General features: G+C 70.3%; 12 protein-coding genes. 1 reads left to right on the forward strand and 11 read right to left on the reverse strand.

The features are described from left to right. Positions 1-16: 16 nt before the first annotated feature. Together ACGFNV_RS30520 and ACGFNV_RS30525 are read right to left on the reverse strand one after the other, a co-directional pair. Positions 17-5,911, reverse strand: coding sequence for an RHS repeat-associated core domain-containing protein (locus ACGFNV_RS30520; protein WP_393626902.1), 5,895 nt, complete (start codon positions 5,909-5,911; stop codon positions 17-19). After that, positions 5,911-6,663, reverse strand: a complete 753-nt coding sequence (locus ACGFNV_RS30525; protein WP_393626710.1) for a hypothetical protein — start codon at positions 6,661-6,663, stop codon at positions 5,911-5,913. The genes ACGFNV_RS30520 and ACGFNV_RS30525 overlap by 1 nt, the downstream gene beginning before the upstream one ends. On the opposite strand from ACGFNV_RS30525, the gene ACGFNV_RS30530 reads away from it, so the two are divergent. Continuing rightward, complete coding sequence (locus tag ACGFNV_RS30530) at positions 6,623-8,752, forward strand: ricin-type beta-trefoil lectin domain protein (RefSeq protein WP_393626712.1); 2,130 nt, start codon at positions 6,623-6,625, stop codon at positions 8,750-8,752. The genes ACGFNV_RS30525 and ACGFNV_RS30530 overlap by 41 nt on opposite strands. Positions 8,753-8,863: 111 nt before the next feature. Here the strand turns inward: ACGFNV_RS30530 and ACGFNV_RS30535 are convergent, their stop codons facing one another. The 9 genes from ACGFNV_RS30535 to sbnA form a co-directional block, all read right to left on the reverse strand. Beyond that, on the reverse strand, positions 8,864-9,139 hold the full coding sequence (locus ACGFNV_RS30535; protein ID WP_393626714.1) for a protealysin inhibitor emfourin: 276 nt from the start codon (positions 9,137-9,139) through the stop codon (positions 8,864-8,866). Positions 9,140-9,149: 10 nt separating this feature from the next. After that, positions 9,150-10,181, reverse strand: coding sequence for a M4 family metallopeptidase (locus ACGFNV_RS30540; protein WP_393626716.1), 1,032 nt, complete (start codon positions 10,179-10,181; stop codon positions 9,150-9,152). A 162-nt stretch (positions 10,182-10,343) separates the two neighbouring features. Beyond that, complete coding sequence (locus ACGFNV_RS30545; protein ID WP_393626718.1) at positions 10,344-10,778, reverse strand: hypothetical protein; 435 nt, start codon at positions 10,776-10,778, stop codon at positions 10,344-10,346. A 19-nt stretch (positions 10,779-10,797) separates the two neighbouring features. Next, positions 10,798-12,246: a tyrosinase family protein gene (locus tag ACGFNV_RS30550; RefSeq protein WP_393626720.1), complete on the reverse strand. Its 1,449-nt coding sequence runs from the start codon at positions 12,244-12,246 to the stop codon at positions 10,798-10,800. Positions 12,247-12,453: 207 nt separating this feature from the next. After that, a complete protein-coding gene (locus tag ACGFNV_RS30555) occupies positions 12,454-13,200 on the reverse strand; it encodes a hypothetical protein (protein ID WP_393626722.1) in 747 nt (248 codons plus the stop codon). Positions 13,201-13,323: 123 nt separating this feature from the next. After that, positions 13,324-14,151: a thioesterase II family protein gene (locus ACGFNV_RS30560; protein ID WP_393626724.1), complete on the reverse strand. Its 828-nt coding sequence runs from the start codon at positions 14,149-14,151 to the stop codon at positions 13,324-13,326. Beyond that, positions 14,148-14,666 carry a YbaK/EbsC family protein gene (locus ACGFNV_RS30565; protein ID WP_393626726.1) on the reverse strand — a complete coding sequence of 173 codons (519 nt, stop codon included), beginning with the start codon at positions 14,664-14,666 and terminating at the stop codon, positions 14,148-14,150. The genes ACGFNV_RS30560 and ACGFNV_RS30565 overlap by 4 nt, the downstream gene beginning before the upstream one ends. After that, positions 14,663-16,255, reverse strand: a complete 1,593-nt coding sequence (gene serA, locus ACGFNV_RS30570; RefSeq protein WP_393626728.1) for a phosphoglycerate dehydrogenase — start codon at positions 16,253-16,255, stop codon at positions 14,663-14,665. Before serA ends, ACGFNV_RS30565 begins: the two co-directional genes overlap by 4 nt. A gap of 77 nt (positions 16,256-16,332) precedes the next feature. Next, a complete protein-coding gene (gene sbnA / locus ACGFNV_RS30575; RefSeq protein ID WP_393626730.1) occupies positions 16,333-17,346 on the reverse strand; it encodes a 2,3-diaminopropionate biosynthesis protein SbnA in 1,014 nt (337 codons plus the stop codon).

The following is a 17,346-nucleotide window of genomic DNA, read 5'->3' on the forward strand; positions in this document are numbered from 1 at the left end:
TTACGTGCCACGGTGATCACCTTTCATCCCACGGCCCTGGGTGTTCGTACCAGGCCCCGGGCTCGACGTCGTCGGGGGTGAGGAAGGTCTGGCAGTTCGCACAGATTTCCTTCTCGTCCCAGCCGCCTACCCTCGGATTCCAGTAGAGGGCCCGTGTCAGCATTACCCGGTTGGCGTCGCCGCCCAAGGCGTTGATGACGTTTCCTTCCGCACAGTAGCCACACCCGGAAGACGCAGCCGCGATCTCGCCCGTCTCCGCGTTGTAGCCCGCGGTCCACGTCTTCTTCAGCACATGCCTGTTTACGGGGATCGCGTTCCTATTGGGGAACAGCGTACGGCTCGCCAGCCGATCGCGGAGATTGCGCGCACCGGCGAGGCCGTCCTCAATGGGCGTTCCCCTGGGCGCCTTGGTCTTGGTGACCGTTGACACTTGATGTGCCTTGGTTCCCACGTCGCCGTTCCGCACCGGCGGCCGTGAGTCCCGGGCCGACGGCCTGGTCCCAGAGGCACCGACCGCCGGTGAACTCGGCGCGGCCGACGCCCCATCCGCTGCCTCCGCTCGCACCTGAGCGTTCGCCCGCTTGATGGCAACCAGATCCGCTGCGTCGGCCGCTGCTTCCTCGACCGCCCTGGCGCCCGCGCCGGCCGCCGCGGCCGCGTCGCCTTCGACGGCTCCCTCGGCCGCGCCTTCGAGGTCACCGGCCAACCCGCGCCCCGCGGCTCCGGCGACACCGCCCTCCAGTCCGCCACCCGAGACGACACCACCTGCGATCTCGCAGGACTGGTCGTGGCCGGCACCGCTGCCAGAGAGCCAGAACGTGCAGTTCGCCATATGGAACGGCGCCGTGAGGATGGAATCCAGCACCGCGGTGACGCCGTGCGGATCGATCTTCTCGTTGAGGTTCGCGTGCGGCAGGGACTGCGCGGCCGGCACCATGGAGGACGACGAACCCGAGCCACCGCTGGAGGTGTCGGTGGGAGCAGGCCCCGGCGACGGACTCGGCGACCCTCCACTGCCGCCGCCCCCTGTGCCGCCGCCGGACGTGGTGGTCGGTGTCGTCCCGGTGTGCTGTCCGTACCCGTCGCAGATGTCCTTGGGGCACAGCCCCGACGGGTCGGACCGCGTCGCCGGGTTGTCGCCGGCGTAGCTGTAGCCACCCATCTGGTTGGGGTCGCCCGCCTCGAAGAGCGGGTCGGGGGTGAGGAAGCGGCCCAGCGTCGGGTCGTAGTTGCGTGCGCCCAGCAGGTCCAGGCCCGTGACCGAGTCACTGGGCTTGCCCAGGAAGCCGTGGTTCTCGTCCGGCGCCACCCACGTCGACGGCTCAGTACCGCGCGGGTTCCCGTACGGGTCGTAGTAGCGACGGGTGACGGCCAGAGTTGAGGCATCCACCGCCGTGGTCGCCGTGCCCTGGGACGTGGCCACCTGGTACGTGACGTCGCCGGCGCTGGAGCGGGTGATCCGCGTGCCGTCCGGGCCCGCGTAGTACCGCAACGCCGTGCACGTCTTCGTCGCCACATCCAGCGTCAGCTGCTCCGCGCCGCCGAAGAGGTACAGGATCCGCGTCTTGTCCGCTCCACCGACCGATGCGGTCTGCTCCAGCAAGTTGCCGTCGGCGTCGTACAGGTACTTGCTTGTGCGGGTCGTCGTGCCGGACGGCGTCGACACCGTCGCCGTGCGGCCCTCCGCGTCGTAGGTGAACGTCTGTGTCTGGCCCGCCGGCAACGCACCCGTCGTGATCGTGGACCAGGTCTGGCCCTTGCCGCCGCACGTGGCGGCGGTCAGTTGGGTGCCCTTCGTCGCGCTGGCGCCCGGGTCGGTCAGGCACAGGGTGCTCTTGGCGGCGTTGACCAGGGTGCCGGTCGACGTCACCCGCCACTTCTGGGTGGCGTCGGTCGAGCAGGTATCGGCGATGACGCCCGTGCCGGAGGTCGTCGCGTTGGAGGCCGTGTCCAGGCAGAACCCGCCCGCCTTGACCGTGCCGTCGGTGCCTATCGTCCAATTCTGGGCAACGGCGGAACTACATCCGCTGACCTCGACCTTGGCGCCCGAACCGGTCTCCTCCAGGCATAGTTTGCCGCCGCCGGAGAGCGTGAAGCCGGTGGTGATCGGGCCCGTCGTCCTCGTCGCGCGGCTGACCGTGTTGCCCGCGTTCTTGCCGCTCGTCGCGTCCGTGTACGACGGCGTCTGCGTCGCCGTACCCGTGCCGGGGTTGGTGGTCGTGGTCGCGCCCGCCTGGTCCGGACGCGCCGCCGGGGTCGTACCGTCGACACCCGGGTACGTCGTCGCCTGGGTGGTGTCGGCGAGGGCGTTTCCGGTGGTGTCGTGGTCGACCGTGCCCGTGCGGTCGCCCAGCAGGTCGTAGGTGTACGTCTGCCAGTACGGCGCCGGGCCCCCGACCGTCTTCGTCTTCACGGGGGCCGCGCTGGTCTGCACGGACGCCGTCGCACATCCGCCGACAGCACCCACCGGCGCGGTTCCGGAACCGCTGATCCCTGCGGTGTCCGTCCAGGCGGCGGTCAGCCGTTGGAAGGAGTCGTAGGAGAAACACTGCGTGTCGTGCGTGGTGTTGTTCTGAAGGTCGTCCGCCGCCGTGAGCTGACCGGTCCGGTCGTAGCGGTAGTTGACGACGTCCAGGGCTGTCGTCGAGGTCTGCAGCATGCTGGACGTCTGTGTGGTGCGGCCGGTCGTCGCGTCGTACTGGGCGAAGGTCGCGAGTTCCTTGCCGGTGGGGCCGTAATTGGCCTGGAGCACCCGGCCGAAGGGGTCGTGGACCGTGCCGTCCAGATACGACGGTGTGTTGGCGGGGCTGATGTCCCCGCCGAAACCGTCCAGTTCGCCCTGCACCGTGTAGCCGAAGCCGATGCGCTCGGCCGGCAGGCCGCCGTCCGCCTGGTACTGGGTCGTCGCCAACAGGCCGACGTTGGGGGTATAGGTGGACGTCCGGGTGTAGGTGATCGTGCCGCTGTCCTTGCCGGCCTTGCCCGGGAAACCGTCGGCTGCGGGCATCGTCAGCGTCGAACCCAGCGGCTGGTAAGCCGTGTTGTAGCCGGTGACCGCCTCGGTGTACGCCTTGCCGCTCGCCCCGCCCACGTACCGGGTGGAGGACGTCGGGTAGCCCTTGGCGAGCGTGTCGTAGACGCGGGCGGTCTGCTGCTTGGTTGGGTCGGGCGTCGCCGACCAGGGCCCCGCGTAACTTGCCGTGGGCCGGTTGTCCCAGTCGTAGGCGTACGACATCACCTGGCCGCGCGCGTCGGTGGCCTGGAGCAGGTTGCCGAGGACGTCGTACTTGTCGAAAGAGGCCGTACCGGTGTTGGGGTCGGTCTGGGCCGTGGGCTCGCCGAGAAGGTCGTAGGTGTACGACCAGGTGTTGCCCGCGCTGTCCTTGACCGTGTCGATCCGTCCGGCGGGGGTGTACGTGTAGCGGGTGGTGGCGTCGGCGGGCGGGATCGCACCCGCGGTGCCCTGCTTCCACGGCACGGCCTTGCCGTCGCTCGCGACCACCGCGAGCGTGGAGTCGGCCCGTACCTGGAGGGTGGCGCCGGTGGTGGCGGTCAGGCCGGTGCTCCACTTGGAGGCGCCCGCAGCGGTGTACACGGCGAGGTTGCCATCGGTGCCGAACTGGGCGTAGGCTCCCGCGTTCCCGCTCGTCCCGCTGGACCAGACGGTCTTGCCGCTCGCCAGGGCGGTCAGCACCAGGTTGCCGTCGGCCTGCATGGTCAGCCGCACACTGCTGGAGGTCAGCGAGGTGCCGGACGGGATGATGCTGCCGCCTTTGAGCGTGACCGTGGCGCCCGTGTTCCTCACCACCGACTTCACGGTCTGACCGAGGGCGTTGGTGAAGACGGCCGTAGACGATCCGCCCGCCGGTGGGGTGGCGTCCGTCTCGTCGGCGCCCGGGTAGGCCCTGGTGCTGCTCCACTGCTTGACGGCTTGGTGCCACAGGGTGCTCGCGGTGGCGCGGCCCTGGCCGTCGTACGTCGTGGTGGTCTCGGCCGGGATCTCGTTCTCGTTGGCCGCGTACAGGGTGGCGGACGGACCGTGGTCCGGCTCCGAGTACGGGGCGTAAGAGGCGCTCGGCCAGCCGTGGGAGTCGTAGAACGTGTCGGAGATGATCCGGCCCGAGTCCGTGTCGCCATCGGCGGTCGTCTGGACCTGCCGGGGCTGGAGCATCCCGTCGTAGATGCTGATCGACGTCGCGTACGTGCCGTCCTCGCGCAGGGTGCGGGTAGTGACCGAGGTCGGGTCGCCGGGCTGGGTGATGGTGCCGCCGGGTGCTGGGACCGCTCCGTGGTTGACGGAGTACGCGAACGTCAGGTCCGCGCTCTGGGTCGCCTTGTCGCGTCCAGGCAGCCAGACCGCGGTGCGGCGGCCGAGGGCGTCATACGTGATGTCGGTGACGCGGTCATTCGCGTCCACATTGCGCAGGGGCAGGCCGCGCAGCGCATCGAGCGTGGAAGTGACCTTCCACTGCTTCTGATTGGTGGAGACGATGCTGGTGGGGTTGGTGTTGCCGCCCGTGCTGCTCCACTTGGGCAGGTAGTCGGTGTGCGTGCCCTTGCCGGTGGTGTCGAGGGCGTCGGTGACGCGGCCCGCATCGTCGTAGGCGATGCCGCTGGTGGTACGCCAGGTCTCGGTGCCGTCGTCGGCGACGGCGGTGGCGACCTGGGTAGCGGTGACGTGCGGGTGGGTGACCGTGCCGTAGGAGCCGAGGGCGGTGACGGAGCCGTCGCCGTCATAGTAGATCTTCTTGTCGGAGAGCAGGGTGTCAGCGTCGGCCTTCGTGCCGCAGGGCCCGGAGACCTCGGTGATCCGGTCCGGATAGGCGAGCAGCATGCTGTTGCCGGCCGAAGACGGCGGCTTCGCGTAGTCGGTGGTGCTGCACTTCTCCTGCGCGGCCACGGAGACGTCGCCGTGCGCGTCCACCGACTGCACGCGGCCCTCGTCGTCGTACGCCGTGTCGGTGCGGGTGTGCCGCCAGGTGCCGTCGGCGAGCCGGGCGTAGCCGTGCGTCTGGGTCGAACTGACCCTGCGGGCGGTGAGGTCGGGCAGGGTGGCCTTGTCCGGCTTGGTCTCACCCGGGTGGTCCTCCTGGGTCCAGGCGGTCCACGAGGTGCGGTCGGTGTGCGCGGTGGTGGTAAAGGTGAACGGGCCGTTGACGGTGGAGGCGTTCACCGTTCCGCCGGAGACGGTGTAGGTGTCCGCCTGAAGGGCGGCTCCCGCCAGTTGGTCGGCGTCGGTGACGGATTCGACGTTCTTGCCGCCGACCGTGGCGTCCACGCTGACCGAGCGGCGACTGCCGTCTGCTTTGTAGTCGCCGTCCATGCCCTGGAGGTAGGTGGTGGTCTGCTGGGTGACCGGCTCGGGCGCCTTTCCGGTCCGCACGGTGACGGTCCGGAAGCCGCGGAACTGATCCCAGGTGCGGTACTGGTCGTCCGTGAGGTCGGAGTCGTCGCGGTGCCAGGCGGGACCCGAGTAGGCGTAGGTGTAGGTGTGGGCCTCGGAGCCGGCAGGGATCTTGGAAGCGTCCGGGTTGTACTGCGCGGCGATCGTCAGGTCGGCCGCGGTGACGCTGTGGACGGTGACCTTGTTGAACCAGTCGGCGATCGGCTTGGAGGCACCCGGGACTGTCCAGTACACGGGGTAGCAGGAATTGGTGTTGGCGTCGGCCTGCTTGAAGTCGAGCGTCTTGCCCGCGCACGGGGTCTGGTTGTACTCGACCGTGATCGACTCGCCTGTCTCCGTCTGGATGTTGGAGATGCGAGGCCGGTACAGCGGAGGGGCGGACGGCGATTCGTCGTTCACCCGGTTGTCGATCTCGGTGCCGGTGAAGGAGACCTGGTTGAGGGCCAGGTCGCTGTTGCCGTTGCCGTAGGTGTCCCTGCCGGTGTGGCGGATGGACTGGAGCCACATCACGGCCGGAGGGAGCCCGCGTCCTTCGGGTCGACGGTGGTGCCGGTGACCGGGTCGACTGTGCCGCCCGCGTCCGAGTACACCTGCCCGAGGGCGTAGGAGTCGACCGGGAGCAGCTTGTCGGTGTCGCCGTCCTTGACGTGCACCTTGGTGGTGATGCCGTCGAGGCGGGTGGTGGACCAGAAGGTCGGCGACGACACGATGCACACGTCGGTGGGCACCTTGGTGGCGTCGTCGGGCAGCTTGGTCTTGTCGGTCGCGTCGCAGTGCAGGTCCCAGGGGACGTCCGGCCAGTGCGGGGCCGTGTTGTCGTCCAGGTTCCCGGCGGAGCAGTCGGTGAAGGAGGACGTGGTCTGGCAGCGCTGCTTGGAGGAGAAGACCACCTGCGCGGCCGGGGTGCGGCCGGCCCGCTCGTCGGCCAGCGTGTAGCCGTAGGAGATTGCGGTGAGCGTGCCGCCGCGGGTGTACGAGGCGAGGGTGCCGGTGTCGTCCTTGTCGTCGGTCGCCGCGGCCTGGCCGCCGCCGAGGTCGTAGTAGCCGGTCTCGGTCGTGTAGTCGTAGCGCTGCACGAAGCCGGTGGGCGAGACGACGAAGTCCAGGTTCCAGCGCCAGCCCTCGGGCTTGTCGCAGCGGGACTTCTTGCCGTCGGCGTCGGTGTGGCAGGGGTCGGAGGAGCGCGGGTGCAGCACCGGCAGGCCCCAGGCTGCGTGCGTGGAGTCGTCGCCGGAGTCGATTGCCCCGGGCGACGTCACGGGCGACGGCAGCCCTGATCTGCTCGCCACCACCAGCACCGGAGACCTCGAACTGATCCCGGGCGACCGCGACCCCGCCCAGGCCCCCGCCCCCGCCCAGGACGGGCCGGTCAGCGGCACCCCGTCGGCGATCACCGGCCCGGTCATCGTCTCGACCGCCGCCGGAGCACCCACCGGCACTTGGAGCGACTACCTGGTCGCCCACCGCGGCAACCTGCACGGCGACACCCACGACGACCTGCTCGCGTACAACCGCAAAACCCACCAGATGTACGTGGTGAAGAACGACCTCGACCCGAAGGACGACGGCGCCTCCCCCCGCACCCCCTACTCCGCCTTCCCCGGCTTCGTCGGCCGCCGCTACGACGTGGTGACCAAGGACGACTGCGAGGCCACGGACATCGTCCCGAGGGACCGCTGCGCGGGTGCGGGCTACGACCCGGCAAAGCCCTGGGACCTCTCACAACTCGTCGTCGACGGAGACGTCTACGGAAACGCCGACCACCCCGCCGTGATCACGGTCGAGAACGACAAGCTCTGGCTGTACCAGACGTACGGCGTCAACCACCTGGGCCACCCGCGCCTGCTCGGCGACGGCGACTGGTCGGGGCTGACCCTGATCGCGCCCGGCCGGGTCGGCGGCGCCTTCTCGGCAGACGACGGCAACGGCAAGGTCACCGGCGGCACTCCCACTCTGTGGGCCCGCGACGACGCCTCGGGCACCGTCTACACGTTCCCGATCGACATCGACGGTGGCACCCTCCTGCCCAAGCTGCTGCACGCCCCGGTCCACACGGGGCTGGTCTCCGCGGTGAAGACCTCCTCGGGCGGCACGATCTGCTTGGACGACGCCGGTTCACGCGCCGCCGACCACACCAAGATTCAGATATACACCTGCAACGACAGCGCAGCCCAGCAGTGGACCCTGCACGACGACGGCTCCCTGCGCGTCCTCGGCAAGTGTCTGGACGTCACGGGCGGCGGCACGGACAACGGCACCCTGCTCCAGTTGTACCAATGCAACGGCACCGGCTCCCAGAAATGGACCACAGGCAGCGCCGGCAGCCTCGTCAATCCGCAGTCCGGGAAGTGCCTGGACGACCCAGGTGCGAGCACCACGAACGGCACCCAGGTCCGCCTCTACACCTGCAACGGATCCGCCGCCCAGAACTGGACGAGCAGCGCCGCCGCGGGCTGGAACGCGCACCCCGCCACCGGCCTGTCCATGGTGCTGCGCGCCCACGAATACCCCACCGTCGCCTCCCCCGGCGACGTCAACAGCGCCACCGGAGGCCCGGACGGCAAGCCCGACCTGTACGCCACCGACACCGCGGGGCAGCTCACCGAGTACCCCGGCGCCACCCCGTCCGGTACCACTGCCGCCTTCTCCGCCCCCGTCTCCCTGGGCACGGTCACCGACACCGCCGCACACCGTTGGAGCCTCGCCGACGGCACCGGCACCACCGCGGCCGACGCCACGGGCAACGCCCCCGCCGCGCTGACCGGCGGGGCCGCATGGATCACCGATACCGACCGCGGCGCAGCACTGAGCCTGAACGGCACGTCCGCCTACGCCGCCACCGCCGGTCCCGGTGTGGACACCAGCGGCAGCTTCACCGTTTCCGCCTGGGTCAAGCTGAACTCCCTCTCAGGAGACAACTCGACGTTCATGTCCCAGTCCGATGCCCCGTCAGTCGGCGCCGCCAACGGCTTCCAGCTCTACTACTCCTCCGGCGCCCGCGTCTGGGCCTTCGGCCGCCACAACGACGACACCACCAGCACGGCCTTCACCGCGGCCTACGGCGCCAAGGCCGTGGCGGGCAAGTGGACCCACCTCGTCGGTGTCTACGACGCCGAAGCCGGCCGACTGCTCCTGTACGTCAATGGCCGCCTGTCCGCCGCCAAGGTCTACAGCGGAACCGACTGGAACGCCACCGGTCCTGTCCAGTTCGGCCGACGACTCTTCCAGGGCACGTACGGCGAGTACGCCGCCGGCCGCCTCAGCGACGTCCGCCTGTACTCGACGGCCCTCCCCCCGGCGGACGCGACGGCGATCGGCGGCAGCCCGGCCCTCACCCAGCTCGGCTGACCCTCCGGAACCATGGAAGCATGAGAAAGGAAGGCAGCCAGAACGCCTCACTCCGCGCTTCGAAGGCAGAGGCCAAGAGGCCCTCGTCGGCGAAGTCATGAGCTGTTTGGCTCAGAAGCCCTCGCCGAGGAGGCGTTCGACCAGTTGGAGTTGGCACTCGGTCAGTCCGGGGTCGGTGAACTCGATCGGGGGCTGGTCGTCCACGGTGAGGGTGTAGTGGTAGGCGTCGGGCATGCCCGTTCCGGCCGGGGGCCGGTTGGGCGGCTCGGTGAGGGCCTGGTGTGCGAGCTGTTCCAGGTCCGCCCCGTCGGGTCGGTCGGAGGTGTCCACGTCGGCCCGGCGGGGCATGCCGAGCAGACCCCCGCTCCTGATCAGCCGTAGGCGCATGGCGTGGGGCTCACAGGACGCCGACCGTACGCCACGCGTTCTCCACCGCGGCCAGCTCACTCGCCGAGTTGTAGAGCCGCTTCGCGGTGGTCGTCGTGGCCTCCGCGAACTCCTTGAAGGTGGCGTTCGGGGAGAGCTGCCCGGAGGTCATCGTCTCGTACCAGATGCGTCCCGCCTTCTCCCAGGCGAAGCCGCCGATGGCGATCGCGGCCAGGTAGAAGGCGTGGTTGGGGATGCCCGAGTTGTAGTGCACACCGCCGTTGTCGAGTCTGGTGTGGACGTAGTCGGTCATGTGCTTCGGCTGGGGGTCCTTGCCGTCCATCTTCGGGTCGTCGAACGCCGAACCCGGGTCCCTCATGGACCGCAGGGCCTGGCCGCGCACCGCAGGGGTGAACAGGCCCGCCCCGATCAGCCAGTCGGCCTGATCGGCGGTCTGGTGCCGGTCGTACTGCTTCACGAGCGAGCCGAAGACATCCGAGACCGACTCGTTGAGAGCGCCGGACTCGTCCTGGTAGACGAGGCCGGCGGTGTACTGCGTGACCCCGTGCGAGAGTTCGTGGGCGATGATGTCGTGGGAGAGGGTGAAGTCGTTGAATACGAGACCGTCGCCGTCTCCGAAGATCATTTGGCTGCTGTCCCAGAGGGCGTTGTTGAACCGGCGACGATAGTGGACCGTCGCGTCCAGAGGCAGGTTGGCGTCGTCGATGGAGTGGCGCCCGTAGACGTTCTGGAAGAACGTGAAGGTGAGACCGAGGCTGTCGTAGGCACGGTTGACCGTGCCGTCCAGTGTGGGCGGGGCGCTTTCCGCCCTGATCTCGTTGCCGGGCAACGCCATGCTGTGGTTGGTGTCGTAGATCGTCCGCGTCAGGACGAACTGTGTGGGCGCGGCCGGTGCCGCCAGGCTCGGCGCGTTGATCCGGTTCTGCCGGAAGTCGGCACCCACGGCGAGTGTGTCCTGGGCGGCCTCGCGGATGTCGGGATGTTCCGCCTCGGCCAGCTTTTCGAGGATGTACGGCGGGAGGATGCCGCAGACGGGGCGCATGGGTGTCCCTCCTTGGAAGAGGGCCGTTTGAGGAGAGTCACGAGTCCCCTGCGCCGGGGACTCGGATCCGGGGGCCGCGTGTTCACGCAGGCCTAGCGAGTCCCATGTCTCTTATTCTGCGCCGGTGGCGGCAGTTGCGCCACCGGCGCAGCGCGTGCGGGATCAGCCGTCCCGCTTGACCGCGAGGAAGCCGGCCGTCTGGCCGGCCGGAGCCAGGTCGGGACCGCTGCCGTGGTCCGCCGCGCGCAGCACGGTCCCGGCCAGGGTCTGCCGCTGGTTCACCCCCGCCGGCCAGTGCGGCAGGATGATGCCGTCGTACTCGTAGTGGAAGTCCGAAATGGGCGTGTCCGGCTGTCCTTTGCCGGTCAGGGTGAAGTGCACGAGGGACCCGTTCGTGGCCTTCCCGGTGATGTCCATCGCGAGGAAGTCGTCGGGTGCGTCGGAGAAGACCAGCGCCCCGCTGATCGCCCCGCCGGACTCCACCGACAACCTGAGCTCCAGCTGGGCGAACCGAAGTCGGTTGAAGTCGTCAACCGGTTGGGGCAGGTCGAGGAAGCTTCGGTAGGTATAGGTCCCGGTCAGGTCTGCTGTGTCCATTCCGGCCTCCGTGCCTCGGTCAGGTGGTGGTGAGGGAGACGCTGCCGATGCGGGGACGCGACTCGGGCGGTGGCGTCGGGGCGGCCGCGCGGAAGGCCGCTTGCGCCTCGGCGCCGGGCGGCGGAGGGCCGAGCGGGGCCGGCGTCACGACGACGGACGGAATGCCCTCGCCGTTCCAGATGCCCAGCTGGCGCAGCTCGGTCAGATGCTCGGTGATGTCGAACTTGAAGGTGAGCCCCTCACCGCCGTGATGCTCGGTGTTGGCCCCGACCGCGCCGAAGAAGTGCAGGTGGCCGATGAAGTAAGGGCCTTCCGGGTCGAGGTCCTCCTCGTGGTCAGGGCGTGCGCCGACGAAGACGCGGTAGTTCGTCTGGGGCGGCGCGTCGGCGCGTACCCCGTCCACGGTGAGGATGGCGCGGGCCTCGGTGTCCGGCGAGGCGGCCTCGGGCAGAGCCCCGGCGCGGGCGCTGGGTTCAGGGTTGAGCGGGACGGTGAGGGCCTCCGGGCCCAGGTCGGTCGGGCCCGAGGTCGACGCCACCTGCTCCACCGGGGCGTCGCCGTCGCCGCCGGCCGCCACCAGGGCTACCAGGCGCTCGGGCGGCTTCAGACCGATTCCGTCCGTCACCGACTCGTAGACGTAGCCGAGCGCCTCCTCGGACTGCAGTTTCTCGGAGGTGAACCCCACCTTGTTGCCCTGCGCGTCGCGGAAGGTGTGGGTGAATCCGAGCCAGTCCTGGTCCGTCGGGTTCTTGTGCCCGGAGTTGCTCGCGATCCACGCGGCCCAGAGACGGTCGATGTTGGCGTGGTGCAGCCAGAAGATGGGGTCACGGGGCGAGAAGAACTGTGACATCACCCCTCCCACGTAACCGTGGAGGAGGTTGTGCGGCTGCATCTCCAGCAGACCGGACTGCCCGTTGCTGTGGACCAGATGGCTGCCGGTGTACTCGCTGCCGAACTGGGGCACGCCGGTGAAGCGCGGTGCCTGCATGGCCTTGTGCGGGTTGACCTCGGTCCACCCGACGGGTGCTCCCAGGGCGGCACCCGGGCTGCGGTCGGGCTCCGCCAGGTACAGCGGGTTGTCGCCGTCGTCGTCGGGCCAGGTCGGGCTGCGGAACGCGCGCGGCAGGCGACGGCATTCCAGGGATTCCGGGCTGTCCGGGTCGCCGTTCGTCACCCGGGTGTAGTTCCAGTACGGCAGCGCCCAGTCGTCGGGTCCGTCCAGCTCGTTCTGGATGACGTCGCGCACGATCTCCTCGAAGCAGAGGATGTAGGCGCGGTGCCACGGCAGGAAGAACCAGCCGCCGTGCGGACAGTTGTTCCATTCCGGGTTGGGGCCGGGGGCTTCCGCCTTCTCGCCGTGGATGTTGGCCTGCCAGAGCCAGCTGGACGGATCCGATTCCCGCTTGCTCTGCATCCGCCGTACCGCTCGGGCGTACCAGAGGAGCTGGGGGTCCCAGGTGTCTGTCATCTTCGTCGTGTCACGACGCACTCGAGCCGCTTGGGCCATGACTCTGCCCTTCCGGTGAGGTGATGGTGCTGCCGCGCGCCACTCGGGGTGACCATGCGCGGCGGGAAGGCGCGGCGGTGGATGACGGACATGCCGCGCGTACCCCGACTGGGGCAACCATCTCCAGCATCGCATCGGGTGACGGGCACGCAACTCAACGGGCGGGGTTCAGCGCAGGACCAGCACGGCGGCCGTGGTGACGACGGCAGCGGACCCGAGCACCAGCAGTACAGGTGCCCCCGCCAGTTCCCCGGTCAGGTGTCGGCGCCGGGCCAGTGCCAGAGCCGTGGCGGCGTTCCGCAGCAGCACACCCGCGACGGCGGAGAGCAACAGCACGTGCGTCCACCCCGGCACGGGGGCCACCGCGGTGATCCAGCCGCCCACGAGCGGGCTCACGCAGACGGCGATCAGCCACGGCGCCAGGGGACTTCGGCCACGCGCGTCGAGGACCGCCGTCAACGCGAGCCCCTCGCTGACGGAGTGCACGGTCAGCGCCGCCACCACGGGAACCGAGGCCAGCAGGGCCACCGTCATGCCCTCGACCAGCCGGTGCAGCACGAGGGCGACGGCCGTTCCGGCGCCCAGAAGCCGCCCCGGCTCCCCCCGTCTACGCAGGAGGTGTCCGGTCGAGACGAGGGCGAAGGCGGCGGCGACGACCGGCACGATCCAGCCCGCGAGTCCCTGCTCCTCCGCTTCGTGCAGGGCGTGCGGCACGATGTCGGCACCGGCCACCGCCAGCAGCACCCCGGACGCGGCGCCGAGCATCATCGTCGAGCGGTGCGACCACCGGCGGCCCAGCCAGGCGCCGACCAGCGTCCCCACCGCGATCAGGGTCAGCCCCAGGTACTGGCCGAGGCTGAATTGCCCCCAGGACAGCGCGAATCGAGCCCCCTTCTCGGCAACCGCAGCAACCACCGTCGGCCCTTCATGAGCAGCGGGGAACGAGATCGGTTGCTCATGACGCTTCCACAGCTCCCGCCCGGCCGCATGTGTCCGGGCCCGCTCCCTGGGCCGTCGGTGTGAAGGTGCCGCCCGTGATCAGTGCGCCGGCCCACGCGACGGCGGGGCCTCCCGCGTCGAGTGCTCGGGCAGCAGGCGGGCCGCGATCGTGCTGACCAGGTCGTCGTGCTGGTCGACCAGGTAGAAGTGGCCGCCGGGCAGCACGTCCAGGTGGAATCCCTCGGGCGCGACGGCGTGCCAGTCCGCCATCTCCGCTGTCGAGGTGGCCGGGTCCTGGTCGCCGATGTACGCGTACACGGGGCAGGCGACCGGGTCGGCGTCGCGGGGGCCGTAGGTGCCGACGATCGTGAAGTCGGCGCGGATCGCGGGCAGGACGATCTCCCGGAGATCGGGGTCGGTGAGCAGCGACTCGTCGGTGCCGCCGAGCCGTCGGACCTCCTCGATCAGTGCTTCGTCGCCCTGTGTGTGCAGCTCTCGCGGAGTCAGCAGGTGCGGGGGCCTGCGGCTCGACACATGGAGCGCCGCCGGGGCGACCCCGTGCCGGCGGTGCAGGCGCAGCGCCACCTCGTGGGCGAGGGAGGCCCCCATGCTGTGCCCGAAGAGCGTCACCGGTACGTCGAGGAAGGGCAGGAGCGCCGCGGTCACCTGGTCCGCGAGCTCCTCCATGGTCTCGATGCAGGGGTCGGCCAGCCGGTCGTGCCGGCCTGGGTAGCGCGCGACCAGTACCTCGGTGCGGCTGTCGAAGGCGGTGCCCCAGGAGTGGAAGAAGCTGGCCGAACCGCCCGCGTGCGGCAGGACGAGCAGCCTGCGGCGGGGGCGTGCCGTCGCCGGGTACCGGCGGAACCACCGGTCGGTGCCGACGGCTGCTGACGGTACGGTGCCGTGGGCGCCGACGCTCGTGCTCATCCTGTCATCCTCCGGGATGTCGTGTGCTGGGCGAGCGGGGGGCGGGCGATGGGCGCCACGCGCGGCAGGGCCATCGCCACATAGTCGTCCGTGGCCAGGGCCACCGACCGGTCGAGTCGGGCCGCGTTGAAGAAGATCTCGTCGTGGACCAGCATGTCCGGGTCGACCACCAGGTCGAGCTCGGGGTGGCGTGCGAAGGGCACCACCGAACCGCTGACGCTGCCCGCCAGCCGCTCGGCCACGTCACGTGCCGCGAACGACGCCTCCGTTCCCGCGTACATGGCTCGGAGCTCGTCGAGGTCGACCTTGCGGTCGCCGGGCACGACCGCGAGGACGTACCGCCGGGAGCGGCGGCCGGTGGCGACGCGTACCACCAGGCACTTGGCCGCCTGCGCGAGGGCGTGGTCGCGCAGGATGCTCGCGGGTTCCGTGCGGCCCTCCGGGGCGTGGTCGATGAGCCGGAAACGCGCCTGCCTGCGCTCCAGTTGGCCCATCAGCCATTCATAGGTGCTCATCCCGTCCGCTCCAGGCTCCAGCCACGGGTGGCGTCGATCGCGGCGGACGCGTCGTCGAGGACCGTCTGGGCGACCCGTCCGCCCAGTCCGACCGCGACGAGGGCCGCCTCCCGCGCCCCGGCGCCCCGGACGATCCGCAGGGACTCCACGGGGGTCCCGGCCTGCCCTAGGACCTCGCTGACCGCGCCGATCACTCCGGGTGCGTCGGGGGCGAGAAAGAAAGCCAGGTCACCGTCGAGCTCGACATCGACCTCGTAGCCGCAGATCTCCACCAGCCGCGCGCCGGAGCGGAGCCCGGACAGGGTGCCGGTCACCGAGACCGGTTCACCGGACGGCAGTGTCCCGTCGACCCGGACCACACTGCGGTGGACGGGGCTGTCGGGGCCGGAGTGCACCTCGACGCCCAGGCCGCGCTCCTGGGCGATCAGCGGGGCGTTGACATAGCTGACACCGCCGTCGACGACCTGGCCCAACACGCCCTTGAGGGAGGCCAGTTCGAGGGCCACGACGTCATGGCGGGCGATCTCTCCGGACACGGTCACCCGCAACTGCCCGGGCAGCCCCCCGGCGGTCGCCGTGAACAGCCGGCCGAGGCGCTCGGCCAGGGGCAGCCACGGGTCGAGCTCGGCGTCGACCTCGCCCATCCGCACGTTGACCGCCTCCGGCACGAACCGCCCGGACAGCGCCTCGCGGACCGACCTGGCGACCGAGACGCCGGCCCGCTCCTGTGCCTCGGCGGTGCTCGCGCCCAGATGCGGGGTGACGACCACGTTGTCGAGCTCGAACAGCGGGGAGCCGGTGCAGGGTTCGGTGGCGAACACGTCGATGGCCGCGCCCGCGACGCGGCCCTCCTTCAGCGCCGCGTACAGCTCCGCCTCGTCGACGATCCCGCCGCGGGACGCGTTGACGATCCGTACGCCGGGCTTGACCCGGTGCAGCGCGTCGAAGCCGATCAGGCCCGCGGTCTCCGGAGTCCTCGGCAGATGGACGGTCAGGAAGTCGGCCTCGTCGAGGAGGGTGTCGAGCGCGACCGCGCGCACCCCCGTCCGCTCGGCGTACCCGGCCTGGACGTACGGGTCGTACGCGAGCAGTTTCATCCCGAAGGCCGCCATGCGGCGGGCCACCAGGGAGCCGATGCGGCCCAGTCCGATGATGCCGAGCGTCTTGTCGGCCAGCTCGACGCCGGTGAAGCGGCTGCGCTGCCAGTGGCCGGCTTTGAGCGCCGCGTCGGCCTGCGGGATGTTCCTGGCCACCGCGAGCAGCAGCCCGACGGTGTGCTCGGCCGCGCTGACGATGTTGGAGGTGGGGGCGTTGACCACCATGACGCCGGCCCGGGACGCGGCGGTCACGTCCACGTTGTCCAGGCCGACCCCGGCCCGGCCGATCACCTTGAGCCGGGTGGCCGCCTCGATGGCTTCCGCGTCCATGCGGGTGGCGCTGCGTACGAGTACCGCGTCGGCCCCGGGCAGCGCGTCGAGCAGCGCGGCGCGGTCGGCGCCCGCGCAGTGCCGGATCTCGAAGTCCGGTCCCAGGGCGTCGACGGTGGCGGGAGAGAGTTCCTCGGCGATCAGTACGACTGGCTTGTCCACGACGCGATTCCTTGTCTTGTGAGGGCTCGTGAAGGCTCGTAAGGGCTCGTGAGGGCGTGCGGTCGGGCGGAGTCGGCTCAGCCGGCGCTGGTGACCAGTTGGGGCAGTTCGGCCGAGGCCTCCGGGACCGCCGTGTCCCAGGTGTGCGGGGCGCCGAAGTGCCGCTCCACCCACTCGGGGTCGTACACCGTGTCGAGGTAGCGGTCGCCCTGGTCCGGGGAGAGCGCGACCGCTGTGAGCCGTTCTCCCCGGGGGCGCCCGGCCAGCCAGCGCAGCGCGCCGCTGACGACGGTGCCGGTGGAGCCGCCGAACAGGAAGCCCCGCTGGGCCAGCGCGTGGCAGCTCTCCAGGGTGTCCCTCTCGGGCACCATCACGACCTCGTCGACGAGCCCGTCGTCGAGCAGCTGCGGTCGTACGCCCGCGCCCAGGCCGGGGATGTGCCGGGTGCGGGCGGGGCCGCCGAAGGTCACGGAGCCCACGCTGTCGACGGCAACGATCCGCACGGGCCGCCGCTGCTCCTTGAAGTAGCGGGCGCAGCCCATCAGGGTGCCGGTGGTTCCCGCGCCGACGAAGAGCACGTCCAGCTCGGGGAACTGGGCGGCCACGGCGGGGCCGGTGGAGCGGTAGTGGGACAGCCAGTTGTGCGGGTTCACGTACTGGTTGAGCCAGACGTAGTTGGGGTCGAAGTCGACCAGCCGCTGCACGTAGTCGATCCGGGCGCCCAGCAGGCCGCGTTCCTTGTCGGGACGGGAGATGACCAGGACGCGGGCGCCGAAGGACTCCATGAGCCGACGGCTCGCCGGATTGCAGCGCGAGTCGGTGACGCAGACGAAGCCGTATCCCCGGTGGGCGGCGATCATGCTGAGCGCCACACCGAGATTGCCGGACGAGGACTCCACGAGCACGTCGCCCGGGGTCAGGGTGCCGTCGCGCTCGGCGGCGAGCACCATTCCGAGTGCCGCCTTCAGTTTGACGGAGCCGGCGAGGTTGATCCCCTCGTATTTGAGGAAGAGAGGGACGTCGAAGACGGGCTCCAGATCCACGAAGACGTCGTCGACGTTGATCTCGTACGGGGCGGATATGACCGTCAC

Source organism: Streptomyces sp. NPDC048751, from assembly GCF_043198595.1.
Taxonomy (GTDB): domain Bacteria; phylum Actinomycetota; class Actinomycetes; order Streptomycetales; family Streptomycetaceae; genus Streptomyces.